Source organism: Streptomyces sp. NBC_00878, assembly GCF_026341515.1.
In the GTDB taxonomy this organism is placed as follows: Bacteria; Actinomycetota; Actinomycetes; order Streptomycetales; family Streptomycetaceae; genus Streptomyces.
This window is the reverse complement of sequence record NZ_JAPEOK010000001.1, coordinates 7589227-7613544: the sequence shown is the minus strand read 5'-3', so window position 1 is coordinate 7613544 and position 24318 is coordinate 7589227. Positions and strand designations below refer to the sequence as shown.

Annotated in this window: 22 protein-coding genes; 14 read left to right on the top strand and 8 right to left on the bottom strand. The window is 71.2% G+C overall.

The genetic code is table 11. The features are described 5' to 3' along the window. Positions 1 to 213: 213 nt before the first annotated feature. Entirely contained in the window at positions 214 to 972 is a 759-nt protein-coding gene (locus tag OHA11_RS32945) for an intradiol ring-cleavage dioxygenase (protein ID WP_266502610.1), read from the top strand. A gap of 52 nt (positions 973 to 1024) precedes the next feature. Here OHA11_RS32945 and OHA11_RS32940 read toward each other — a convergent pair whose 3' ends face one another. Then, the gene (locus OHA11_RS32940; protein WP_266502609.1) at positions 1025 to 1306 is read right to left on the bottom strand and encodes a hypothetical protein; all 282 of its coding nucleotides are present in this window, start codon (positions 1304 to 1306) and stop codon (positions 1025 to 1027) included. 157 nt (positions 1307 to 1463) lie between these two features. Between OHA11_RS32940 and OHA11_RS32935 the strand changes: the two genes are divergently transcribed. Both OHA11_RS32935 and OHA11_RS32930 read left to right on the top strand, forming a co-directional pair. Further along, on the top strand, positions 1464 to 2369 hold the full coding sequence (locus tag OHA11_RS32935) for a LysR family transcriptional regulator (RefSeq protein WP_266502607.1): 906 nt from the start codon (positions 1464 to 1466) through the stop codon (positions 2367 to 2369). Between the two features lie 93 nt (positions 2370 to 2462). Beyond that, a complete protein-coding gene (locus OHA11_RS32930) occupies positions 2463 to 3995 on the top strand; it encodes a helix-turn-helix domain-containing protein (protein WP_266502605.1) in 1533 nt (510 codons plus the stop codon). Between the two features lie 128 nt (positions 3996 to 4123). Here OHA11_RS32930 and OHA11_RS32925 read toward each other — a convergent pair whose 3' ends face one another. From OHA11_RS32925 to OHA11_RS32905, 5 genes are all read right to left on the bottom strand, one after another. Next, positions 4124 to 5635, bottom strand: coding sequence for an alpha-N-arabinofuranosidase (locus tag OHA11_RS32925; protein ID WP_266502603.1), 1512 nt, complete (start codon positions 5633 to 5635; stop codon positions 4124 to 4126). A 247-nt stretch (positions 5636 to 5882) separates the two neighbouring features. Beyond that, positions 5883 to 6797, bottom strand: a complete 915-nt coding sequence (locus tag OHA11_RS32920; RefSeq protein ID WP_266502601.1) for an SMP-30/gluconolactonase/LRE family protein — start codon at positions 6795 to 6797, stop codon at positions 5883 to 5885. Further along, positions 6794 to 7567 (bottom strand): IclR family transcriptional regulator, encoded by a 774-nt coding sequence (locus OHA11_RS32915; protein ID WP_266502599.1) that lies wholly within the window; start codon positions 7565 to 7567, stop codon positions 6794 to 6796. Before OHA11_RS32915 ends, OHA11_RS32920 begins: the two co-directional genes overlap by 4 nt. A 623-nt stretch (positions 7568 to 8190) precedes the next feature. Beyond that, complete coding sequence (locus OHA11_RS32910) at positions 8191 to 8637, bottom strand: heme-binding protein (protein ID WP_266502597.1); 447 nt, start codon at positions 8635 to 8637, stop codon at positions 8191 to 8193. Between the two features lie 39 nt (positions 8638 to 8676). Then, positions 8677 to 8988 carry an SDR family oxidoreductase gene (locus OHA11_RS32905; protein WP_266502595.1) on the bottom strand — a complete coding sequence of 104 codons (312 nt, stop codon included), beginning with the start codon at positions 8986 to 8988 and terminating at the stop codon, positions 8677 to 8679. 158 nt (positions 8989 to 9146) lie between these two features. On the opposite strand from OHA11_RS32905, the gene OHA11_RS32900 reads away from it, so the two are divergent. The 5 genes from OHA11_RS32900 to OHA11_RS32880 all read left to right on the top strand — a co-directional run bounded on the left by OHA11_RS32900 (position 9147) and on the right by OHA11_RS32880 (position 12239). Continuing rightward, positions 9147 to 9602, top strand: coding sequence for a cupin domain-containing protein (locus tag OHA11_RS32900; RefSeq protein WP_266502593.1), 456 nt, complete (start codon positions 9147 to 9149; stop codon positions 9600 to 9602). A 194-nt stretch (positions 9603 to 9796) separates the two neighbouring features. Continuing rightward, positions 9797 to 10771 carry an amidohydrolase family protein gene (locus OHA11_RS32895; RefSeq protein WP_266502591.1) on the top strand — a complete coding sequence of 325 codons (975 nt, stop codon included), beginning with the start codon at positions 9797 to 9799 and terminating at the stop codon, positions 10769 to 10771. 4 nt (positions 10772 to 10775) lie between these two features. After that, positions 10776 to 11279, top strand: coding sequence for a DUF3237 domain-containing protein (locus OHA11_RS32890; protein WP_266502589.1), 504 nt, complete (start codon positions 10776 to 10778; stop codon positions 11277 to 11279). Between the two features lie 24 nt (positions 11280 to 11303). Continuing rightward, the gene (locus OHA11_RS32885; RefSeq protein ID WP_266502587.1) at positions 11304 to 11462 is read left to right on the top strand and encodes a hypothetical protein; all 159 of its coding nucleotides are present in this window, start codon (positions 11304 to 11306) and stop codon (positions 11460 to 11462) included. Between the two features lie 153 nt (positions 11463 to 11615). Continuing rightward, positions 11616 to 12239 (top strand): TetR/AcrR family transcriptional regulator, encoded by a 624-nt coding sequence (locus tag OHA11_RS32880; RefSeq protein WP_266502585.1) that lies wholly within the window; start codon positions 11616 to 11618, stop codon positions 12237 to 12239. A 113-nt stretch (positions 12240 to 12352) separates the two neighbouring features. Here the strand turns inward: OHA11_RS32880 and OHA11_RS32875 are convergent, their stop codons facing one another. Beyond that, the gene (locus tag OHA11_RS32875) at positions 12353 to 13594 is read right to left on the bottom strand and encodes a CdaR family transcriptional regulator (protein ID WP_266502584.1); all 1242 of its coding nucleotides are present in this window, start codon (positions 13592 to 13594) and stop codon (positions 12353 to 12355) included. A 2-nt stretch (positions 13595 to 13596) separates the two neighbouring features. After that, complete coding sequence (locus OHA11_RS32870; protein ID WP_169801995.1) at positions 13597 to 13749, bottom strand: hypothetical protein; 153 nt, start codon at positions 13747 to 13749, stop codon at positions 13597 to 13599. 241 nt (positions 13750 to 13990) lie between these two features. Between OHA11_RS32870 and OHA11_RS32865 the strand changes: the two genes are divergently transcribed. The 6 genes from OHA11_RS32865 to OHA11_RS32840 all read left to right on the top strand — a co-directional run bounded on the left by OHA11_RS32865 (position 13991) and on the right by OHA11_RS32840 (position 24316). Beyond that, a complete protein-coding gene (locus OHA11_RS32865) occupies positions 13991 to 15019 on the top strand; it encodes a DUF3068 domain-containing protein (protein WP_266502580.1) in 1029 nt (342 codons plus the stop codon). Positions 15020 to 15509: 490 nt separating this feature from the next. Then, positions 15510 to 16661 (top strand): glycosyltransferase family 4 protein, encoded by a 1152-nt coding sequence (locus OHA11_RS32860; RefSeq protein ID WP_266502578.1) that lies wholly within the window; start codon positions 15510 to 15512, stop codon positions 16659 to 16661. Continuing rightward, on the top strand, positions 16658 to 17452 hold the full coding sequence (locus OHA11_RS32855) for a class I SAM-dependent methyltransferase (protein ID WP_266502576.1): 795 nt from the start codon (positions 16658 to 16660) through the stop codon (positions 17450 to 17452). The genes OHA11_RS32860 and OHA11_RS32855 overlap by 4 nt, the downstream gene beginning before the upstream one ends. After that, complete coding sequence (locus tag OHA11_RS32850) at positions 17449 to 22239, top strand: alpha-(1->3)-arabinofuranosyltransferase family protein (RefSeq protein WP_266502574.1); 4791 nt, start codon at positions 17449 to 17451, stop codon at positions 22237 to 22239. The genes OHA11_RS32855 and OHA11_RS32850 overlap by 4 nt, the downstream gene beginning before the upstream one ends. Next, positions 22236 to 23564 carry a condensation protein gene (locus OHA11_RS32845; protein WP_266502572.1) on the top strand — a complete coding sequence of 443 codons (1329 nt, stop codon included), beginning with the start codon at positions 22236 to 22238 and terminating at the stop codon, positions 23562 to 23564. Before OHA11_RS32850 ends, OHA11_RS32845 begins: the two co-directional genes overlap by 4 nt. Next, on the top strand, positions 23561 to 24316 hold the full coding sequence (locus tag OHA11_RS32840; protein WP_266502571.1) for a class I SAM-dependent methyltransferase: 756 nt from the start codon (positions 23561 to 23563) through the stop codon (positions 24314 to 24316). The genes OHA11_RS32845 and OHA11_RS32840 overlap by 4 nt, the downstream gene beginning before the upstream one ends. Positions 24317 to 24318: the final 2 nt, after the last annotated feature.

The following is a 24318-nucleotide window of genomic DNA, read 5'->3' as shown; positions in this document are numbered from 1 at the left end:
CGCCGGCCGGGGGGGCCAGGACCCTCCCGGCCCCGGCACAAGGGGAAAGGGTGCGGGCCCGCGCTCGGAGGGGAGACGCGGGCCCGCACCCTTTTCGCGTCCCGAGGGGTGCGGAGCACAGCAGCCCCACGTGTCTCACAAGCGACTTGACGCCTCGTCACTTTGCCGTTCCCACAGCACCCCGACAGATTCCGCTTCTACGGTCCCGTGCTCATGACACACACAACGATCGGACGCCGGACCGTACTCATCGCCTCAGGCGCAACGGCGGCCACGCTGGCGGTGGGCGCCGCCGCGCCCGAAGCCCCCTCCTCGACCTCCTCGACCGCCGACCAGGCTCCCGTGGCCGCCGCGGCCGTCTGCACCCTCACCAAGGAGATGACCGAAGGCCCCTACTACCTCGACGGACAGCTCGTCCGCGCCGACGTCAGCGAGGACAAAACCGGTGTCCCGCTGAAACTCACGCTCACCGTCGTCGACGACGACACGTGTGCCCCGCTGGCCAACGCGCTCGTGGAGATCTGGCACTGCGACGCGCTCGGCGAGTACTCCGGATTCGTCGGGGGCAACGGGCACGACGAGCCGGACAACGGGACGTTCCTGCGGGGCGGGGTGCTGACCGGCTCCGACGGGATCGCCCGGATCACCAGCGTCTATCCCGGCTGGTACCGGGGCCGGTGCATCCACATCCACGTGAAGGTGCACACCGACGTCACCCTGACCTCCGACGGCTCCTTCGAGGGCGGCCAGGAGCTGCACACCGGGCAGCTGTTCTTCGACGAGGCGATCACCGAGGACGTGGCGGAGGTGGCCGCGTACGCGGCCAACACGGTGCCCCGCACCACCCTCGCGCAGGACTCCATCTACGACGACGGCGGCGCCGCCTCGGGCCTGCTGACCCTCACCGCACTGGGCAGCACGGCGAATTCCGGTTACGCGGGCACCTTGACGCTCGGCGTCGAAACGGGCTGAGTTCCGGAAACCGGCTGAGTCCTGTGGCTCGGCTGCGGGCCGGTCGGGGCTTTTAGGGGCGCGGGGAACTGCGCGACCAGCCCCCACCGGCCCGCAGCGAACACACACCGGCAGCCCCCTCCTCGGCGGGCCGACTGCGCGAGGCGACGCGCATGCCGCGGGCGTCCACGACGCGCATCTGCAGCGAGCCGCACCCGCAGCGGACCCACACGGTCTGGCCGCCCGCGGTGCCATGCCGGGACACCACCTGGAACGGTTCGGCCCGGTCGGGCCAACCACAGAACGGGCACGCGTCATCTTCGGGCCGGTTCAGGGGGTGAGCTGTGCTGGTCATCTGTCTGCAACTCCTCGTGCGAGGTGGCGAGTTGGTGGGGTGGGGTGGCGGGCTGGCGGGCTGGCCGGATGAACCGTCGCGACACCACCAGCGTGAACCGGAAGCTCTGTGTACGTCCAGGTTGACTTTCTGGACCGAACCTTGAAGCGTGGGCTTCATGATTGATCTGCGCCGGCTCCACGTACTGCGCGCCGTCGAGCACTACGGCACGGTGACCGCCGCCGCCCGCGCCCTGCACCTCACCACGTCCGCCGCCTCGCAACAGGTCCGCCAGCTCGCACGGGAACTGGGGGTCGATCTGCTGGAGCCCCAGGGACGCGGCGTACGGCTGACGCAAGCCGCACGGAGTCTGATCATCCACGCGGACGCGATCCAGGCCCGCTGGGAACGGGCCGAACTCGATCTGCGGGCCGACCACGGAGACCCGGCCGGGCTGCTGCGGGTGAGCGGCATCCCGATGGCGATCTCGGTCCTGCTCGCCCCGATGGCGGCCCTGCTGCGAGAACGCCACCCCCGGCTCTCCGTACGGATCCAGGAGGCAGAGGTCCCGTCGAGCTTCGACCTGCTCTTCGAGGGCGAGACCGATCTCGCGGTCGTCGAGGCGACCCCGCGCAACCCGCCGCTCGGCGACGCCCGCTTCGACCAACAGCCGCTTCTGGACGACCCGTTCGACCTGGTCGTGCCCGACCGCCACCGTCTCGCGGGGCTCGGCCGGATCGACCTCGCGGAGGCGGCCCGCGAGGACTGGATCGCGCCGGTCCAGGACAGCCCCTGCCGGGTGCACGTGATGTCGGCGTGCGGGGCGGCCGGCTTCACCCCCGACGTCGTCCACCACGCGCGCGACTGGAACGTCATGGCCCACCTCGTCGCCCACGGTCTGGGGATCGCCCTCATCCCCCGGCTCGCCCATCTCACCCCGCACCTGCCGATCACCCGCGTACGGTGCACCGGCGACCCGCATCGCAAACTCCTCACCTGCACCCGCGCCGGCGGCCACGAACGCCCCGCCGTCGCGGCGGCGTTGAGCCAGCTCCGCTCCCTGGCGCCGACGGCGGTCGCCTGACACAGAACACAGAACACGCAACACAGAACGCCGAAGGCTGACCACCGACAGGAACAGCATCTAACCTTGGAGGTTCGTCGCGATGGCAGGAAGGTGAGTGCGGCTGTGGAGGTGCCGGGGCACGCGGAGGATCTCGACGAGCTGCTGCGGCTCGTACGGCGGCACGGGAGCCCTGCGGAGGTGCTGACGTGGCTCGGACGGCGGATCGGAGCGGACGTCGCGTGGATCGGGTGCGGGGAGACCATCGAGGTGGCGACGGCCGGATTCCCCCGGCGGCTCGCCCGCGAACTGCGGGACCAGGTGGCACGCCTGGCCGACGGACGGCTGGCCGCCGCCACGACACAGGCCGGAGAGCTGGAGGTGCACCTGGAGGCCTTCGGCACCCGCGAGCCGCGTCCGGTGCTGATGACGGTCAGCGCCTCACCCCTGTCCCGGGACGCCGTGACCCTGGCGTCGCAGGCCGGCGGCCTCGTCGAACTGCTGGGCCGGGCGTCCGAGTCCGCCGACAGCTCGCGCGGTTACGAGCACAAGGCACGGCAGATGCGGTTCGCGGTCTTCACCGCGCTGCTGGCCGGGGACGTCACGATGGCCCGGCGGATGACCACGGGCGACGTCCCGCCGCTGCTGAACGCGGAGCGCGTACGCGTCCATCTGCTGCACTGCCCGCCCGGCGACCGTGACCAGCTGACCAGGACCTACCTCGACTCCTCGGGCTACCACGGTCCGGGCCTGATGGTGCACTGCCCGGCGTTCAAGGAGCAGTTGATCTGCCCCATCGCCGAGGACCCGGAACTCGGCGGCCGTTTCCGGCAGGGCGAGGTGCTGCGCCGGCTGGTCCAGGAGAACCCCGGGTACGCGCTGGGCGTCAGCCGCCCGCATCCGCTCGCCGCCACGGCCGAGGCCTACGGCGAGGCCGTGCACGCCCTGGCCGTCGCCCGCAACTCCCCCGACCGGCTGGCCGCCTACCGGGGACGGCCCTCGCTGGCACACGTGCTGCCCCGCCGGCCGGCCGTCGCCTGGGCGGGCGCCTTCCTGGAGCCGCTGCACACCGTCCCCAAGCCCACCGTGGACGTCATCCGCATGGTCGTGACGTTCCCCCGGGCCGCCGTGGCCCGCCTGCTGCATCTCAGCCGCACCACGGTCACGGCGCACTGCCGCCGGGCGGAGGAGGCCCTGGGCATCGACCTCGGCGAGGTCCGTACCCGCGCCACGCTCGATCTGGCCCTGGCCCTCACTCCCCTGCTCCCCGGCCCCGCCGACACCGTCCAGCCGGTCGCGCCGCCGCTCGGCGAACTCCTGTGCACGGCCCCCGCCACCGCGTGGGCGGAACCCTTCCTCCGCCCGCTCCACGACACCCAGCACCGCGATCTGCTGCTCACCGTGGAGGCCTGGATCGACGCCAACACCGACGCCCAGCGGACGGCCGCGCGGGTGGGCCTGAGCCGCAACACCGTCCGCGCCCATCTGCGCGCCGCCGAACGCCTCCTCAACCGCGATCTGCTGACCACCGGTTCGGGCATCCACGACCTGGTCCACGCGCTGCGCGTGGCTGCTGCGCACCGTGCACACCCGACCGACGAATCTGACCACCGTGCACGGTGGTCCCCAAGCCACGCCGCCTCCTAACGTGCTCCTGTGAGGGGCGGCTGAGGGGCGGCGGCGAATGGTCCACGGGGGAGACCGTTCGCCGCGCCCTTCGTCTTTGGGGGCGCGGGGCTGTGACATATGCGGCTCCTCCCCCGGCTCAGCCCTTGTCAGGCCAGCCGGATCACGTTCCAGGACAACGGCTCCAGGATGGCGCCGAGGGTGCCGCCCTGGAGCGTGGTCCCCCGCACAACCCGCGGAGCGACCCGCTCCGGCTCGGCAAGCGTGTTACGCGCATCCGGATCCGCGTCCGCGAACACACTGTGCTCAACGACCGAAGTCAACTCCAGCCCGTTCAGGGCAACTTCGAGCGGCATCGCCGCATCCCGGCTGCGGTTGACCGCGAAGACGGTGACCGAGCCGTCCGCCGCGCGCACGGCGGTGGCGTGCAGCAGCTCGGCCTCCCCGTACTTCTTCGTCTCGTACGTCGGCGAGTCGACGCGTACGTCGAGGACCTCCCCGCGCCCGTACCGCGAGGCCTGCGCGAACGGGAAGAACGTCGTCTGCCGCCAGGCCGGGCCGCCCGGCTCGGTCATGATCGGCGCGATGACGTTGACGAGCTGGGCGAGACAGGCGACGGTCACCCGGTCGGCGTGCCGCAGCAGTGCGATGAGGAGCGAGCCGAAGACGACCGCGTCCATGACGCTGTAGTTGTCCTCCAGGAGGCGGGGGGCCTCCGGCCAGTCCCGCTCGGCGGAGTTCTCGATCGCGTGCCACTCCGAGATGTACCAGACGTTCCACTCGTCGAAGGAGAGGTTGATCTTCTTCTTCGACTTGAGCTTCGCACCGATGTGGTCGCAGGTGGCGACGACGTTCTCGATGAACGACTCCATGTCCACGGCGGAGGCCAGGAAGGAGTCGACGTCGCCGTCCTGGGGCTCGTAGTAGGCGTGCAGCGAGACGTAGTCGACGAGGTCGTACGTCTCCGCCAGGACCGTCGCCTCCCACGCGGCGAAGGTCGGCATGGACTGGCTGGAGGAGCCGCAGGCGACCAGTTCGACGGAGGGGTCGATCTGCCGCATGGCGCGGGCGGTCTCGGCGGCGACCCGCCCGTACTCCTCGGCGGTCTTGTGACCGGTCTGCCAGGGGCCGTCCATCTCGTTCCCGAGACACCACATCCTGATGCCGAACGGGTCCTTGTCACCGTGGGCGATCCGCTGCTCGGACAGGGCGGTCCCGGCCGGGTGGTTGGCGTACTCCTGGAGTTCCAGAGCCTGAGCCACTCCCCTGGTCCCGAGGTTGACCGCCATCATCGGCTCGGCCTGCGGGCCTATCTTCTTCAGGAAGGCGATGTACTCGGAGAGCCCGAAACGGTTGCTCTCCGTCGACCGCCAGGCGAGGTCGAGCCGACGGGGCCGTTCCTCGGCCGGACCGACCGAGTCCTCCCACTTGTAGCCGGAGACGAAGTTGCCGCCGGGGTAGCGGACGGCGGTCACGCCGAGTTCGCGGACCAACTCCAACACGTCCGTACGCAGGCCCGCTTCGTCGGCCTCGGGATGGCCGGGCTCGAAGATGCCGGTGTAGACGCAGCGGCCGAGGTGCTCGACGAAGGATCCGAAGAGGCGGGGGTTGACTTCACCGACGGTGAAGGCGGGGTCGAGGGTGAAGCGGGCGGTACGCAATGGTTTCCCTTCGGAGCGCCGGGTGGGGTGGGTGGACTGGTGCGTTTGCGGCTGCGGGTGAATCGTGGCTGGTCGCGCCCACGATGGGGGTCCCCCGCTCATGGGGGTCCCCCCGCTCGAGCGAAGCCGAGAGTGGGGGAGGAGCCGAGAGTGGGGGAGGAGCCGCATATGGACACAGCCCCGCGCCCTGAAGGCGCGGGGCCACACCGCCCAGCGCACCCTGCCCTCGCCGGCCTACACCCTGGCCTCAGCCCGCGAACGCCGGCTGCGGCAGGCCCTTTCCGGCACCCGGGATCACCAGGACCGAGCCCGAGAGCGGGTGCGGGGCGGCCAGGCCCGTACGGGCCGTGGTGATGTAGAGGTCGGTCAGATTGCGGCCGCCGAAGGCGCAGGCCGTGGGGCGCGGAGTGGGAAGCTCCACGACACGGTCCAACTCACCGGCCGGGGTGTAGCGGCGGACCGCGCCACCGTCCCACAGGGCGACCCAGACACAGCCGTCGGCGTCCACGGTGAGGCCGTCGGGCCAGCCCGCGCCCTCCTCGATGATCGCCAACTGGCGCCTGTCGGTGGCCCGTTGGCCGTCGAAGTCGAAGACGTCGATCCGGCGGGTCGGTGAGTCGATGTAGTACATGAGGCGGCCGTCGGGGCTCCAGCCCGTGCCGTTGCTCACCGCCACGTCGTCGAGGACCGTCTCGGCCGTGCCGTCGGGGGCGAAACGGGAGAGGGTCCCGCCGCCCCGCGCCTCGTCGTAGCGCATGGTGCCCGCCCAGAGGGCACCGTCGGGCGCGACCGCCGCGTCGTTGGCACGACGGCCGGGGACGACCTCCCGGTACAACCACCGAAAGCCGCCCGAGGCGCCCAGACCACCGGAGGACTCCCCGCCGGAGTAGGCATCGGAATCGGAATCAGGACCGGCATCGGGACCGTAAAGACCCACGCCGTCACGGAGGTTGACGACCAGGCCGCCCCCCGCGCGCGGCTTCGCGGCGCCCACGTGCTGCTCGGTGACCATGACCGTACGACGGCCGGAGACCGGGTCGTACGTGTGGACCCGGGAGCCGAGGATGTCGATCCAGATCAGCCGCTGGGCGTCGGCGTCCCAGGTGGGACCTTCGCCGAGGTCCGCCTCCGCGCGGACGGCGACGTCGTACGCGTACGTCATCCCACGCTCCGGTGTCCGAGCCGCTCCGACAGCTGGGCGGCGCCCTTCGCTGCGAGCTGCTCCAGCTCGGCGCGGCGCTCGTCGCTCCAGCGGATCATCGGTACGGAGATGGAGAGCGCGGCCACGACCTGGCCCGTGCGGTCACGCACCGGCGCGGCGACACAGCTGACGTCGGGGTTCGACTCGCGGCTCTCGACCGCGATGCCGCGGGCGCGGATCTCGGCGAGGGCCTCGCGCAGGGCGGCCGGTTCGGTGATGCTGTTCGGCGTCATCCGGACCAGGTCAGCGTTGTCGGGGATCCGCGCGGTCAGCTCGGACTCGGGCAACGAGGAGAGCAGCATCTTGCCCACGGAGGTGCAGTGGGCGGGCAGCCGGCGGCCCGCGGCGGACACCATGCGCACCGCGTGCGTGGAATCCACCTTGGCGATGTAGATGACGTCCGCGCCCTCCAGGATCGCCACGTGCACGGTCTCGTCACAGGTCTCCGCGACGGACCGGGCGACCTGCTGGCCCTCGGCGGCGAGGTCCAGCTGCTCGGAGTAACGGCTCCCGAGCTGGTACGGCCGCACCCCGAGCCGGTAACGTCCCGGCTGACCCGGTACGGGCGTGATATAGGAACGGGCGGCGAGTGTCGTCACCAGTTCATGCACGGTGGTGCGCGGCAACTGGAGCTTGCGCACGATGTCGGGGGCGGAGAGCGTGCCGTCTCCGTCGAGGAAGAGCTCGAGTATGTCGAGAGCCCTGGTTACGGCAGGTACGAGGCGTCCCACAACTGGCCCCCTCCCTTGTGTTCGAAATTTCAACAGACGATCGGCATGACGAACACAGGCTAGTCATACTGGCTTGGCCGGGCAATGGGCGGGTAACGGTGAGGTTGCGGCAGAGGGATCGGGTGTGGCTGGTGACGGGTGAGCTGTGGAAATCCCGACGGGGCCCGAGCAGTGGTTCGCCCGGCTGCCGGCGGGGCCGGACTGCCGACGGCGGGCCAGAAGCCGGAAGGCGGCCACCGGGCCCGGGCAAGGCTCCGGGGTGAGTGGCGAGATCTCTCCAGCCGAGCCGCCCAACCCTGCAAGTCGGGCGGCCGAGCAAGGGACTGCCGGGCACAAAGCGCCACCGACTTGCAGCGTCAGGCGGGAGCACTCAAGATCCACATGATTCAGGGCGGTCAAGCCACTCCTCGCCGATCAGAGCAGCGGCGGCACGGCACACTCCGCTCGGAACGCTCCGGCCAGGGCACGCACCGTGCCACGACCATCCTGGTCCAGCGCATCCGCACAACCACGCACCATCCGTACGCCCGCGTTCGAGTTGGCTCGCGAATCGTCCGGGCCACCGGTGGGCACGCTGACGCAGCAAGCGTGGCTACACCGGAGGGCGGAGGCGCCGGCATACCTTATGCGTCGCGCGCCTGCTCTGACACGAGCGAGGCCGCGATCTGCTCAGCGACCTCGTCGTCGACTTCGCCGGTGGCGCCGCTGACACCGACTGCGCCCACGAGCGCGTCGCCGAGTCCCACGGGCACGCCGCCGCGCAGGGGCACGATGCCGGGCGTGGAGAGCATCGAGGGCTTGCCTGCGTCGATCATCTCCTCGAATGCCCTGGAGGGGTTCTTGAGGTAGGCAGCGGTGCGGGCTTTGCTGATCGCTACTTCGATCGAGACGAGCGGGGCACCGTCCATGCGCCGGAATGCGAGGAGGAAGCCCGCCGGGTCGACGATCGCGAGGCAAAGCTCGAGGCCGCGCGAGCGCGCGATGCGCAGGCCCTCCTCAAGCAGCGATTCCGCGCCAGTGAGGGTGAGCGCATGGTCGCTGCGCACGGAGGGGTTGGTGTAAGTCGTCATGAGTATCCGTCCTTCTTTTTCGCGGGGTGTCGTGCGGATTCAGGAGCCGAGCATGATGCCGCCGTCGACGGCGAGCTGCTGGCCGGTCACGAAGTCGTTCGTTATGAGGAAGAGGTAGGCGCCGGCGAGCTCGTCGATCGTGGCGGTGCGGCCGAGCGGGATGGTCTCGGCGAAGTGCCGCTTGGTCGCGGCGCGCTCCGCATCGGGCAGTTCGGCCCACAGCGGGGTGTCGGTCCACGTCGGCGCGACCGCGTTCGCGCGGGCCCGCGGTGCGAGCTCGACGGCGAGCCTCTCGACGAGGGCATGGACGGCGAGATTGCCGACAACGGTCGCGCCGTTCAGTTCAGTCATCACGTTCCTTCCGCCGCGAGCGCAACCCGCGCAACCGCCGGCAGGTACTGGCACACCCGAAACGTGCGGCCGAGTGAAGGCGCACCATTGGCACCCCCTCTCTTTCGTGATACACACGCCTCATGACGGTCCAATCGTCTCACAAAAAAGGTTGCGTCGTGAAGGTGAAATACGTGGCCGCCGATGGCGGCGAACTGATCGACAACGGTCCGATCCAGATCCGGATCGTCGAGGACGGCAGCAACACCAGCCACCGGGTCGGCCTGACCGAAGTACACATCGCCCCTTCGACCCAGGGGCCGCCCCAGCACCTGCACCGGGTCCACGAAGAGGTCTTCTACGTCGTCTCCGGGCTGATCCGCTTCACCTCGGCGGAAGAGCACATCGACGTCAAGCGCGGCGGACTGATCACCGCACCGATCGGCGCGCCGCACACCTTCGCGAACCCGGACCCCGACGAGCCCGCGGTCATGCTCGTCACCTACACACCCGACCGCTACATCCGCTACTTCCGCGAGATGGGAGCGCTCGGCGTCGGGCCGGGGGGCATCAAGGCCGAGGCCACCCTGGAGCTGATGCGCGGATACGACACAGAGCCGTATCCGCCGCGCTAGGCCCCGGCCTTCAGCTCAGCGTGGCCCCCAGTGTCCGCCGCGCGCGGACCGTGGTCTTACGCCCACCTCGCGCCGCTCGCGGCGCTGGCATCTGTTGCGGCGCGTACCGCGCCCCATCCCCGCCTCGTGCCGGTCGGCGACATGCTCTCCGGCCGACGCGCCGCGCCAGCCTCGAGATCAGAAAGAAGTGGCACATGACCCGCATAGACGTCCATCAACACCTGATACCGCCCGGCTACGTCGACACCCTGAAGGATCACGGTGTGCTCACCTCGGGCGGGCGCGGTTTCCCCGGCTGGAACGCCGCCGGCGCCCTGGACTTCATGGACCGCAACGCCATCGGCGTCGGCATCCTGTCCCTGTCCGCCCCCGGCGTGTGGGTCGGCGACCCCGCCCAGTCGCTGCGGCTGGCCAGAACCGTCAACGACTACGGCGCGGAGCTGGCGAAGGACCGGCCCGACCGCTTCGGCCAGTTCGCCTGCCTGCCGCTGCCGGACGTGGACGCCTCGATGGCCGAAGCGGTCCGGGCTCTGGACGAACTGCAGGCTGACGGCGTGGTGGTCCTCGCCAACAACGACGGGGTGTACTTCGGCGACCCCCGGTTCGACCCGCTGATGGACGAGCTCGACCGGCGCGGCGCCGTGGTCCTCCTGCACCCCAACGCGCTGCCCGGGCCCGCAGTCTCCGGCATCCCGGCCTTCGCCGTGGACTTCCTGCTGGACACCACCCGCGCCACGGTGAACCTGCTGCTCAACGACATTCCGAACCGCTACCCCCGCCTGAAGATCATCCTCTCGCACGCCGGCGGATTCACCCCGTACGCGAGCCACCGGATCGCGGCCCTGACCGTGGCCCACGACTTCCAGACCGCGCTCGGCCGCCCCCGGCGCAGCCAGGAGGAACTGCTGGAGACGCTGGCGGGCTTCTACTTCGACACCGCGCTGAGCGCCAGCCCTGCCTCACTGCCGAGCCTGCTGGCCTTCGCCACACCCGGGCACGTCCTGTTCGGCAGCGACTACCCGTACCCGCCCGAGCCGACCATCGCCCACTTCACCGCGGGTCTGGACGCGTACGGCGATCTGGACGCGGACAGCCTTGCCGCGGTCAACGAGACCAACGCCCACGCCCTGTTCCCGCGGCTGGCCGCAGCCGCGATGACGGGACGGTAACCCCATGAATGACACAGAACGCCACACCGATCCCCTGCCCACCTTGAGCCTTCCGCTGCCGACCCTGGAGCCGTTGGCCATTGTCACCGTCGACCTCGGGCCGGTGATCGAACTGGGCGAAACACCGTCAGGCCGCCGCCGCATCGTCCCGATCGCCGGCGGAAACCTGCAGGGCCCCGCCCTGGCCGGACGGGTGCTGCCCGGCGGCGCCGACTGGCAGACGGTCCTGGACAACGGCACGGCGCTGATCGAAGCCCGCTACACCCTGCAACTGACCGACGGGGCCCTGGTCGCACTCTCCGCCCAGGGCGTACGCACCGGACGCCCCCACGTGCTGGCGGCCCTCGCCCGGGGTGAGGACGTCGACCCGCGGGACTACTACTTCCGCTTCACGGTGGCGGCCGAGACATCTTCGGAGGAATACGCCTGGCTGGGCCGAAGCGTCCTCCTGGCCACCGGCGCTCGCGGCCCAGAGCACGTCACCTACGACCTGTACCGGGCGACATGACCAGAGACGAGAGGTGAAAAACCCATGGCCGGCTCTGTGACCGGCCTCGTGAGCGAGCCTGTCTCGGCCGGCCGGCGCTTCGAGGCCGACATGCCCGGTGCGTCCGCGATCGGCCCCACCTCCGGCCTCGCCCTCGGCCGCGTCGGCCCCCGGCCCTGGTGCGGCTCCTCGCCCTCCCCCTGAGCCTCACCGCCGACCTCGCCACCGCGCGGGCCGCCCGCGTCCCCTCCCGCCCCGACCTCAAGTCCGCAGCCGCCCTCAGCCCGAACTCTTCGTGAAACATGTGCCTCATAACCGTACAATGAGAGTGTTGATCGGGCGAGGGTGGAGAAGCACATGGGCATGGAGGCGCAGGACGAGCGGTCGGGCCGTTACCGCCAGCGTGAGCGTACGCGGCAGTTCGTGGAGGACGCGGCTCGTGACATGCTGGCGAACGACGAGACGGTCACGGTACAGACCGTCGCCGCCCGTACCGGCATCTCCCGGGCGACGATCTACCGCTACTTTCCCTCCACTGCGGATCTTGTCATCCACGCTGCCGCCCCTGCCGCCGACGATCCGCTCACCGACCCGTCGTGGCCGTACGCGCCGAAGTCCGTACCCGAGGACCTGCCGGGCCGTGCCGCGGCACTCGTCCGGGCGGCGGGCGAGTGGGCCTTCGACCGGGAGAACCAACTGCGCGCACTGCTGCGTGTGTCCCTGGAGCCGGACAGCGCGGAACAGGGACTCACGCGCCGCACCGACCGCCAGCGATGGATCGCCGGACTCCTCGACGGGCTGCCGGAGGAGGTCCCGGCGTCGGCCAGGCACCGGCTCGCCGCCTCCCTGGCGGGACTCTTCGGCTCCGACGCCGTGGTGTGGACGACGGACATGGCGCGCCTGGAACGTGCCGAAGCCCTGGACACCCTCGCCTGGATGGCCGAGACCCTCGTCAGAGCCACTCTGGACGCCGCGGACTGAGACCCCACTCGGCGCCGGAGGCCACCTTCCCGCACGAGGACCCGGCAGTCTTGATCGAGGACCATGACCAAGCCCCGGCGAGTGGGGTGGGCGGGTGGACCGAGAAGTGTCGATCAACGCCGGGCGCGCGGGTCTCCCAGTTCCCCCCGAAGCCGCTGAGCCCGCAGCACCAACTCCAGCTCGAACCGCCGATCCGGGTCGTCGACCTCGTCGCCCCACAGTTCCCGGATCTGCCGAAGGCGATACCGCACGGTCTGGGGATGGACCCCAAGGCGCGCGGCCACCTCGGGAGCGCCGCCCCGCGTCTCCAGCCACGCCAGCAGGGTCTCCGCGAGCCGCCGCCCGTGCGTGGGCCCGCAGTGGGCGAGCGGCTCCAGACACCGCAGCGCCAGGTCGTCGATCAGTTCCTCGGGCTGGAGCAGGACCAGCGCCTCCGTGTGCTCGGTGCAGTACAGCACCTCGCCCGGCGGCAGCAGCCCCCGCTCCATCAGCCGTACCGCCGCCTCGGCCCAGCGCAGCGACTTGGCCGCGTCGGCCAGCGGAACGGGCGGTCCGATCGCACCCGCCCATCCCGTCAGCGCCCGATGCAACAGCTCGGGGCGCCCGGCGGCATCCGGCTCGGGCACGACCATACGAGGCTGCTCACACTCCATATCCAACAGCACACCCTGTCCGACAGCAGGGGCGACGGCCTCACGGGCGGGCCGCAACAGCACACCCACCGCCACCTTGCCGGGCAACGGCCAGCCGATCCGGGCGGCCCGCTCCGAGAGCGCCTCGGCCGGATCACCCCGGTGGTGCTCGGCGAGCAACAACTCCATCAACCGTCGTTGCAGACGCAGGCGTTCCCCGGCCTGCCGGGCGGCGGCCTCGGCGTATCCGCGTACGGACTGGTCGACCAGCCCGTCCAGGTACTCGTATCCGGCGTCGACCAGCTCGTACATCGCGGGCGGCGGGATCTCCACCCGCGTCCCGATCTCGGCGAACCGGCGCCATGCGAGCCGTACACCCAGCCGGTAGATCGCCTGGAGCGAATCGAGACTGCGGCCGTTCAGCCCCTCGCCACGCCCGAACTCCTGGAAGACCTCGGGATGGACGCGCGGGCGGCCCTCGGCGGTCTCCAGATGCTGGACGAACACCTCGATGGCCCGCCGGATCCCGATCAGCGCCATCGGCTCGCCGGAGTCGTCGAGCACGACGGGCAGATGGGGATACTCATGACGTATTTCCTGGAGGATCTCCTCGGCGAGTACGGGCGCCTCGGCCATGGCGAGCGCCGCGAACTGGCGCACCTGGAGGCGCGGCACGTCGTGCCAGGCCGAGCGCACGGTGACGGGTCCCCGGCGTAGGGCCATGGTCAGCGCTCCTGGCCGGCCGTCTCATAGGTGATGAGCGGCGTGTTCGGCTGTTCGGGGGTCGCGTCGAGCAGCGCGACGATACCGAGGGCGGCGCCCACGGCGAGTACGGCGGCGGCCGCCACGGTCAGCAGGGCGGCGAGCAGTCTGGGCATCGCGGGTCAGCCTCTCTGTCGGAGGTCCACCCACCCCGGTACGCCCGCGATCGCGGCTCGCGAACTCCAGCCCCAGCCCAACCTGTTCACCGGTCCCGTCCGGCAAGCCCCCAGTCTCGACAACGCATTGACACTTCGTCAAGGGTGCGCCTACGGTTCCCGCCCCATACCGCACGTGCACCCTCCCCCACCGTGCCGGCACAGCCCGTGCCGTGTCACCACGAGCCCCTGGAGTGCCCGGATGCGCCGTACATCCCACCCGTCTCCCGACCACCGCCCCTCACGGAGGCCCTTCGGGCCGCACCCTCCAGTCGCCTTTTCACTGGTCATCCTGGGTCTGGGCGTGTTCCTGCTCGTCCTGGCCCCACTGCTCGCCTGGTACGTCGAACCGCGCGCCCAGCGCACGCCCATCGACATCGACTCGAAGACCGTCTTCACCGGTACCGGCAGCTATTTCGACACGGACGAGATCGAAACCGTCCCCGACAAGAAGATCACCATCACCCGCCAGGTCCGCGGCGATGTCGCCGACAGCGAGAAGAGCGGCCGGGCCGTCTGGGACGTGTCCACCTCCGTGGACACCGACAAGTCGCTGCCCGCCGCCGACCCCCACGACTCGCTCCAGTGGACCGTGGAGCGCTGGGTCACCGACCGGAAGACGAACAAGCCGGTCCACTGCTGCGACGAGGAGCCGTACTACGAGGGCGAGGCGTATCTGAAATTCCCCTTCGACGTGCAGAAACGCTCCTACATCTGGTGGGACAGCACGCTCGGCTCGACCGTCACGCTGGCGTACAAGGGCACGAAGAAGATCCAGGGGTACGAGGGCCTCCGCTTCACCGGAACCGTGCCCGCCACCAAGACCGGAACCCGACTAGTACCGGGCAGCATCGTGGGCAAGCCCGGCGGCCAGGTACTCGCCGAGGAGTGGTACGCCAACCACGGCATCGAGCTCGTGGCCGACCAGCGCACGGGCCGGATCATCTACGCGGCGATCGGCCCCCGCAAAACACTCCGGGCCCCCGGCGGCAAGAAGGACGCGGCAGTACTGCTCGACAGCAAGCGCATCGCGTTCACCCCCAAAACCCAGAAGCAACAGGTCGATCTAGCCGACACGGACAGCGGACAACTGCGCATGGTGGGACAGACACTGCCCGTCGGAACAGGAGTGGCGGGCCTCCTCCTCGCACTTGTGGGGGTCGTTTTGGTGGTACGCGGGCGTCCACATCCCGAAACGTCCGAGAGCTCCCAGCACCCGCTCACAATGTGATGAGACGTCAGCTCGACAAACCCCCAAAATTATCACTTCGGTGAGTAGCCGCATCGAACCAGCGGGCGAAAACTGTCCACCCCACCCGAACAAAGCCCGACCAAACCCATCCCCCCATCACAGTCGGCCCGCATCACCAGCACAGACCACCCCCGCAGCCGCACAACCCACGGGAGCGGGCCGTGCCGGTACGTCGAAGCCCGCCGCGTAGGGCTCCTCCAGTAATCGGAACCCCAGAAACCGCAGCCGTACACCCGGAAAGCGGCGGGCTCGACGTACCGGCACGGCCCGCGCACCCACAACGCACCGCGACCGCGCACCACACCCACAACGCACCGCGACCGCGCACCACACCCACAACGCACCGCGAGACACCACCGATCCGCACCGGGAGACACCACAGCCACCACACACAGCCCCACCACACCAGGCCCCACCTCACCCCCCACCCCCACGCTGGTTCCGCACCCCGAGACGAGTTGGAGCACCGATGCCCCAGCACGTGCCTTCGTCGATGCGCGCCGCCTTCCCCCGCTCCGCGCAGCGACCCCCGGCGCTCCCCCCACAGCCGCGCCGAATCGTTTTTCTCGCCCGTCGTGACTTCGGCAACGAGGCCGCGGGCGGCTCCGAACTCCTCGTCGACAGACTCGCCGAGGGCCTGACCCACCTCGGCCACCAGGTCACCCTGTTGTGCGGCGGCCCCGCCGCGTACCGCGACTACCGTGTCGTGTCGGCGGGCGGCGACCTCGGCCACTACCTGCGCGCCAGATCGACGTTCCAGCGTCAGATAGGCGACTGCGACCTGCTCGTCGAGGTCTGCAACGGCATGCCGTACCTGGCGCCGCTCTGGCACCGCGGGCCGACCCTCTGCCTGGTCAACCACGTGCACACCGACCTGTGGCGGATGAGGTTCGGCGGACCGCTGGCGCCCGCCGCCCGGCTCGGCCGAAGACTCGAACACTGGGCTCTCGCGGGCGCGCAGCGCCACAACCTGCTGGTCGCCGTCTCCCCGTCGACGGCACACGCGCTGCGCGCGATCGGGGTGGAGCGCGAGCGCATCCGGGTCGTGCACAACGGTGTCGAGGAGCCGGGCCCACCCACCGAACGCTCACCGGAACCGCTGTTCCTGGCGATGGGCCGGCTGGTCGAGTACAAGCGGATCGATCTGCTCCTTCGACTGTGGGAGCGGGTCCGCCCGGTCACCGGCGGCCGACTGGTCATAGTCGGCGACGGACCCGAGCGGCAGCGGCTCGAACAACTCGCGGGCCCGGGCGTCGAGTTCAGAGGCCATGTCTCCGAGGCCGAGAAGCACCGCCTGCTCTGCGCCGCCTGGCTGCTGCTGCACCCCTCGGCGGTCGAGGGCTGGGGCCTGGTGGTGACGGAGGCGGCGGCCCGCGAGACCCCGGCCATCGCCTTCGACGTACCCGGCCTGCGCGACTCGATCGTGGACGGCGAGACGGGCCTGCTGGCCCGCGGCGAGTCCTCGTTCGCGGCGGCCTGGTGCACCCTCGCCCTGTCCACCCACCGCCGCACCCTCATGGGCAAGGCGGCCGGCGACCGCGCCGCCCAGTACCGCTGGCACCGCACGGTCCGCCAGTTCAGAGCGGTGGCGACGGAGGCGGTGAGGAGCTGGACGCCGTGACGCCCGCTCGGGGGAAGAACACGGGCCCAAGCCCAGGCACAAAACCAAGCCCAGGCCCAGGCACAGGCTTCAAGGACCCCTCCTTCCGCCGTTCCCTCGCACTCTTCCGCGCCTTCCGCAATGAGCAGCACGACCCCGAAGGCTGCTACTCGCTGCTCGCGCGCGACGCCGCCGACCAGGTGGAGGCGTACGACGGTCCGGTGAAGGGCCGGACCGTCGTGGACATCGGCGGCGGGGGCGGCTACTTCACCGAGGAGTTCCGTCGGCGCGGCGCGCACGGCTATCTCTTCGAGCCGGACATGCGGGAACTCGGACCGAAACCACCACAGGGCGCGGTAGTCGCAGACGGATACCTGCTGCCGCTCGCCGACGCGGTCGCAGACGTCTGCTTCTCCTCCAACGTCCTGGAACACGTGGCGGATCCGCAGACCTTCCTCAGCGAGATGGTGCGGGTGACGAAACCCGGCGGCCTGATCTACGTGTCGTTCACCAACTGGCTGTCCCCGTGGGGCGGTCACGAGTGGGCGCCCTGGCACTACCTGGGCGCCGAGCGGGCCCGCGCCCGCTACAGCCGTCGTACGGGCAAACCCGCCAAGCACACCCTCGGCGAGAACCTCTTCGCCGTACACATCGGACCCACCCTGCGGCAGGTGCGCGCCCGGGACGACGTCACGGTCGTCTCGGCGCGTTCCCGCTACTGGCCGTTCCTCGCCCAGGCCGTCGCGAAGGCGCCGGGGCTGCGCGAGTTCGCCACCTGGAACCTCCTCCTCATTCTCCGGCGGTATCCATGACCAGCACGGTCCAGGCCCCTCCTCCGGCGCCCACGCGCCCCCTCGCCCCCGCCCCGGGCCCTGCGCAGGGCCCGCGGTCGCGGCGGTGGCTGCTGGGGTTCTGGGCCGTGGTGTTCGTGCTGTTCCTCGCCGTGGACCCGGGCCGCCAGACCTTCGACACGAAGCTCGGTGTCGCGCTCGACCCATGGCAGTTCCTGTCCGACCTGGGCCAGCTCTGGCACGACCGGGGCGGCTTCGGCGGCATCGCGGACCAGTACGTCGGCTACGCCTTCCCGATGCTGCCGTACTACGGCCTGTGCGAGCTGATCAACCTCCCGGTGTGGCTGGCCGAGCGGCTGTGGATGTCGCTGATCGTGGCGGTGGCCTTCTGGGGCGCGCTGCGGCTCGCCGAACGGCTGGACATCGGCAGCCACGCGTCCCGACTCCTCGGCGCGGTCGCGTACGCACTGTGGCCGGTATTCACGATCGTCGTCGGCTCAACTTCCGCCGCCGCACTCCCCGGCGCCTTCCTCCCGTGGGTGCTGCTGCCACTGACGAACGAGCGCTACACCGCCCGGGTCGCCGCACTGCGCTCGGCGCTGATCATCCCTTTCATGGGCGGCGTCAACGCGGCCTCAACTCTCGCTTCCCTGCTGCCGGTCGGCCTCTACCTCCTCTCCCGACCACGCGGCCCCCGGCAGCGCAAGCTGATCGCCTGGTGGATCCCGGGCGTGCTCCTGGCGACCGCCTGGTGGGTGGTCCCACTCCTCATGCTGGGCTTCTACGGCGAGAACTTCCTTCCGTACGTGGAGAGTTCGCAGACCACCACGGACACCATGTCGGCGACGGAGGCCCTGCGCGGCGCCGGGAACTGGGTCGCCTATCTGCACTTCGGCGAGGCCTGGCTGCCGGCCGGCTGGTCGGTCGCGGCCTCGGTGGTCGTGATCGTCTCGTCGGCGCTAGCGGCGGGCCTCGGCCTCGCCGGACTGGCCCGCCGTGACCTGCCCGAGCGGCGCTGGCTCGTGCTGACCGTGCTGTCGGTCGCGCTCATCACCCTTGCCGGGTACGGCGGTTCGTTCGGCGCGCCCTTCCACGGGGTCGTCCAGGACTGGCTGGACGGCGGGCTCGTACCCTTCCGCAACATCTACAAGTTCCAGACCGGGCTGGCCCTCGCCCTGGTCTTCGGCCTGATGCATCTGTTCGGCGTCGCCTCCCAGACACGCGGCGCCCGTCCCGTTCGCGGACGTCGGTACGTGGCCCTGGTCGCGGCGATCCTCGTACTCCCCGGTCTCGCCTGGCCCTACCTCAACGGGTCGATCCTGCAACCGGGTTCGTTCCAGGAGCTTCCCAAGTACTGGCAGTCCACGGCGAACTGGCTGGAGAAGTACTCGCCGGACTCCCGCGCCCTCGTCGTGCCCGCCACCGCGCACGGCATCTACACCTGGGGCTCCCCCATCGACCAGCCCCTCGACGTGCTCGCCGACTCCCGCTGGGCGCAGCGGGACTACGTGCCGTTCGGCACCGCGGGCAACCGGCGCGCGATGGACGCGGTCGAGCAGTCGCTGCTGACGGGCGGCGAAGTCCCGGGCCTGGCCGACTACTTGAGCCGGGCCGGCCTCTACTACGTCGTCGTACGCAACGATCTCGACCCCGACCAGCTCGGCTACGTACCGACCGCGACCGTCAAGCGCACCCTGGAGGAGTCGGGCTACCGGCGTGTGACCGGCCTCGGTCCGGTGATGACGGGCGGGCGCATCGCGGAGAACACCCCCATCCAGATAGAGGGGTTGTACCCGCGGCAGCGGGCCGTCGAGATCTACGAGCCGGCGAGCGCGGACGTGCCGCGTCCCGGGCAGGCCGGGCTGAAGGCGGTCGCCGACACGGCCGTCGTGTCCGGCGGGCCCGAGGCGCTGCTGCCGCTGTCCGCCGACCCGACCATGCGGGACCGGGCCGCCGTGCTGACCGGGGACAACCATCCCGGGCTCGGCGCCCCCGAGTTGCAGGTGGTGGGCGACGGACTGCGGCGCGCAGACACCCGGTTCGGCCTGGTCAACGCCAACACCTCGTACACGTACACCCGTAACGAGCGCAATCACTCCGGCAGCTTCCAGGACGCCGGGGAGGAACCGCACCAGATCCTGCCGACGAAGGGAATCCAGCACCAGACGGTGGCCGAGCTGCGCGGCGCGCGCTCGGTGACCGCGTCGTCGAGCGGGAACTGGATGTTCTATCTGCCGCAGTACGACCCGGTGAACGCCTTCGACGGCAATCCGGACACCGCGTGGGCCGAGGGCGCGGCGGGTTCGGCGGACGGGCAGTGGCTGCGGATCGGCTTCACGGAGGAGACGGAGATCCCGTCCTCGATCCGGGTCACGCCGCTGCCGCAGGACAGCGTGCGGTCGGCGCCGACCCGGGTGCGCGTGGAGACGGAGCGCGGCTCCGAGACGAGCACTCTCCAGGCCAACGGAATGCGCCAGCGCGTCAAGGCCCCTGAAGGGGCGACGAGTTGGCTGAAGATCACCGTCGTCGACTCGGTGGCCCGGCACTCCGGCCTGTCCGGTGCGGGCTTCTCCGAGATCACCATTCCCGACGTCCAGGTGACGCGCATGCTGCGGCTCCCGACGGACGCCGAGCGCTCCGACGCGGCGGCCGAGGTCGTCTCGCTGCACCGCGCCACCGACCCGGGCGGCTTCTCCCCGACGGGCACGGAGGCCGGGCTGCACCGCCGTTGGACCTCGGAGTCGGCGGGCACGTACGAGGTGAAGGCGAGCGCGATCCCCGTGCCGGGCGACGCGCTCGACGCGCTGCTGTACAAGGTCGCGCCCGAGCAGCAGAACCGGATCACGGCGACCGCCGACTCGACGGCCCTGCTCGGCACCGGGCTCTCGCCGCGCAACCTCACCGACGGGAATCTGTCCACGGCCTGGATCGCCGGGGACAACCCGACCATCCATCTGCGCTGGCCGGACAAGCAGGCCGTCGGCGAGATCGTCCTGGCCCCGGCCGGTGGTCTCTCCACCCGGCCGACCGAGGTCGACATCAGCTCGCCGGACGGCGCGGCGATCGCCGGGGTCGACGAGAACGGCAACGTCCGCTTCGACCCGATCACCACGGACCGGCTCGACATCACCATCACCGACACGGCCCCGATGACCGTCCACAACCCGCTCGCCGACGAGGACCTGCAACTGCCGGTCGGCCTCACCGAGGCGTACGTCCCGGCCCTGGACCAGTACCGCACCCCGAAGCCCAGCTCCAACCGCGCCTTCGACCTCCCCTGCGGGCAGGGCCCGACGCTCGCCGTGGACGACGAGCTGTACGAGACCAGCGCCAAGGGGACGGTGGGGGACCTGGTCGAGCGGCGGCCCGTTGAGTTGACGCTCTGTCAGGAGGGGAGTGCGAACGCCGAGTTGTCGCTTGGCTCGGGCGCGCACCGGGTCGAGGCGGGCGACGCGGGACCGCTCGCCGTCACCGACGTGACGCTGACCCGCGGCACACTGACGACCCCCACCGCGCTCGACCGTGAACTCGGCATACGGGACTGGCTCGGTGACCGCCGCGAGATGACCGTCGGCTCGGGCGCGGCGGCCTCGTATCTGACGACGTACGAGAACTTCAACGACGGCTGGAACGCCACGCTGAACGGCAAGAAGCTCGACCCGGTACGGCTCGACGGCTGGCAGCAGGGCTGGCGGATCCCGGCGGGCGCGGGCGGCACGGTGAAGCTCTCGTACGAGCCGTCGACGCTGTACGAGGCCGGGCTGATCGGCGGTGGGGTCGGGGTGCTCGCGCTCGCGGGGCTCGTCCTCTACCGGCGTCGGTCGCCCAACGTGGACGAACCGTCGCCGGTGCCGCCGCCGCCCGGTCTGATCCTGGGCACGGTCGCGCTCACGCTGGTCGGGATCGTGATCGCCGGGTTCTTCGCGCTGCTGGTGCCGGTACTGGCGCTGCTCGCGTGGCGGCGGCACGCCCTGCTGGTGCCCATCGCGTTCCTCGCGCTCGCGGGGGCCGGGATCGCCGCCGCGACCGGGGCCGGGGAGCCGGTGGCCGAGGGCGCGGGGGCATTCGGGCCGACGGCCCAACTGCTGGCGTTGATCGGGCTGTTCGCCGGGTTGGTGTCGGTGGGGGAGACGTCGTACGGGGCTCGGGGTCCCGGCGGGGGCCAGCGCTTCGGGGCTTCGGGAGCCCACGGGTATCCCGGTGCCCCCGGCACTCCCCCCGGTACTCCCGCCGCTCCGGGGTATCCCGGCGCCCCCAGGGCCAGCGCGCTGCCGCCACCGGCGCCGGGGACCGAGGCGCCGACCGAGCCGTTGCCGCAGCGGCGGCGGGGGGAGAGTGCGGGGCCGGGGGCGACCGAATCGTCCCGGGCACCTGAGGCACGGCATGGGATGCCTGGGGTGTCCGGGGCTCCCGGGGAGGCTTGGGAAACCGGGGCTCCCGGGGAAGCCGGAGGGGCCGGGGAAGCCAGGGAAGCCGGAGAGGGCGGAGAGGGCGGAGGGGCCGGAGAGGGCGAAGCCCCGCCCTTCCCCAGGATGGCGTCCGGTCCGACGGTCTCCGCCCGCGGGCCGGGGTCCGCGCAGCCGGAGCCCGACCCGCCCACCACCCGGTTCGGCTTCCGGAAGCCGAAGTTCAAGGTGTCTCCTCCGGAGGCGACGATGCCGGAACGGCCCGAGGCGGCGAGGCCCGCCCACCCCGAGGACGCCGGGCCCGCACAGACCGAGGGCCCGCAGCCCACACGACCCACACGACCCACACGACCCACACGACCCACACGCTCCGAGGAGACGGGAGAAGGCGAAGCCACATGACCACGCTGGACCACCCGGCACGTGACGGCACGGACGGGGACGGCCCCGTACGGCCGCCCGCCCGCATCCCGTTCCCCGTGGTGGACGAGGTCGCCCGGCACTGCCTTCAGGAGGAGGAGCCGGAGACCGTCCACATCGAGGTGCATCTGCCGGGCCGTCTCGACCCGGACCGGCTACGGAGGGCGTTCACGGGCGCCCTGCACCGCCATCCCCGCATCCTGATGCGCGAGGCGCGGCGGCCCTGGTACGGGAGGCGGTACGAGTGGGAACTCACCCCGGAGGCGGACGTGGAGGCCGTCCTGTTCCCGCCGCCGGACCGGGACGCCCTGAAGCACGCCCGCGACCGGGCACTCCAGGACGCCCCGCCGCTGTCCGCTTCGCCGCCGATCCGCCTTGAGGTCGTCCTCGATCCCGACGCCGACGACACCGTCCTCTTCCTCACCATCAACCACACCGCCCTCGACGGCCCGGCCTGCCTACGAGTCCTCGCCACCGCCGCCGAGTTGTACGGCGGCCGGGACAACTCCCCCGCGGCGCCCCCGACCCGTACGACGGCCGAGGTGCCGAGCGCCGTCGACGCGCCCTCCACCTGGGCACCGCCCGCCCGGGTGGCGCACGGCGCTCCCGAGCCCTCGCCCGGCAACGGCATGCTCGTCGCCGAGTTCGGCGTCCCGCGCCGGCCCAAGGGTTCCCCGTACACCGTGAACGACCAGCTCATGGTGGCCACGGCGCTGATGATCACCCACTGGAACCGGGAACACGGCGCCCGCCCGCGCCCGTTGCGGATCACCATGCCGGTGGACGACCGCACGCGCGACACGGACATGCCGATCGGCAACGGCACGCGGCTCGTCGAAGTCCCCTTCGCGCCCGAGGAGTTGGACGCCTCCGACATGGCGGCCCTGCTGCGGCGTACGGCGGACCGCACCCGTGCGCTCAAGGCGCTGCCGCGGCCCCAACTCGGGCACGGGGCAGCCCTGTTGACAGCGCCGGTGGTCCCGGTGGCCTGGCGGGCCGCGTTCACCCGGGGGCTGCGGAGAGCCGCCGGACCCTGGACGTCGACCACCCTGCTGAGCAACATCGGCCGCATTCCGTACGCCCTCGACTTCGGCGAGGGGGCGGGGCGCGCGCACGCGGTGTGGTTCTCGGCGCCGGCCCGGATGCCGCGCGGGCTGACGGTCACGACGGCGTCCACGGCGGGCCGGCTGCACGTGGCGTTCCGCTGGTCCCGCACGCTTCTCAGTCACGGCGACGGCTCCCATCTCCGTGACCTCTTCGAGCACTACCTGCACGCGACGGAACACGCCACGGAGAGTGCCCCATGACCACGGCCCCGCCCCGCCGCCCGTCCGGCGGCCAACCTCCGCACGGACTACGGGACTTCTACGAGGACCCGGCCGTCCCCGTCGCCTCCGGCACGCCCCGCAGTCTCCGCCAGGCCCGGATGCTGGCCGCCGTCCTCGGCCCGGCGACATCCGGTCCACGTACGGTCCTCGACATCGGCTGCGGCGACGGCTCGGCGGCCGCCACGGCGGCGCCGCTCCTGGCCGGCCACCGCATCGTCGGCGTCGACTGGTCCCAGGACGCCCTCAGACGCGCCCACGCCCATCTTCCGTACGCGGTGCGCGGCGAACTCACCGACGGCGGGCTGCCGTTCAGGTCCGCCTCCGCCGACGCCGTCCTGTTCAGCGAGGTCGTCGAACACCTCGTGGACCCGGACGCGGCGCTCGACGAGATCCACCGGATCCTCCGCCCGGGAGGTCATCTCATGCTCTCCACACCCAACTTGGCCGCCTGGTACAACCGCGCCCTGCTGCTCGCCGGTGTCCAGCCCGTCTTCTCCGAGGTGAGCCTGCGCGCCATCCACGGCCGCCCCGGCAAGGAGGTCGTGGGCCATCTGCGGCTCTACACGGCCCGCGCACTGCGGGAGTTCGTGACCGCGTCGGGCTTCGAGGTCGTACGGCTGAAGGGCGCGCCCTTCCACGGTGTGCCACGGCCGCTGCGGCCCCTGGACCGGCTGGCGTGTGCCGTGCCGTCGATGTCCTCGATCCTGCTCCTGCACGCGCGAAGGACGTAGAC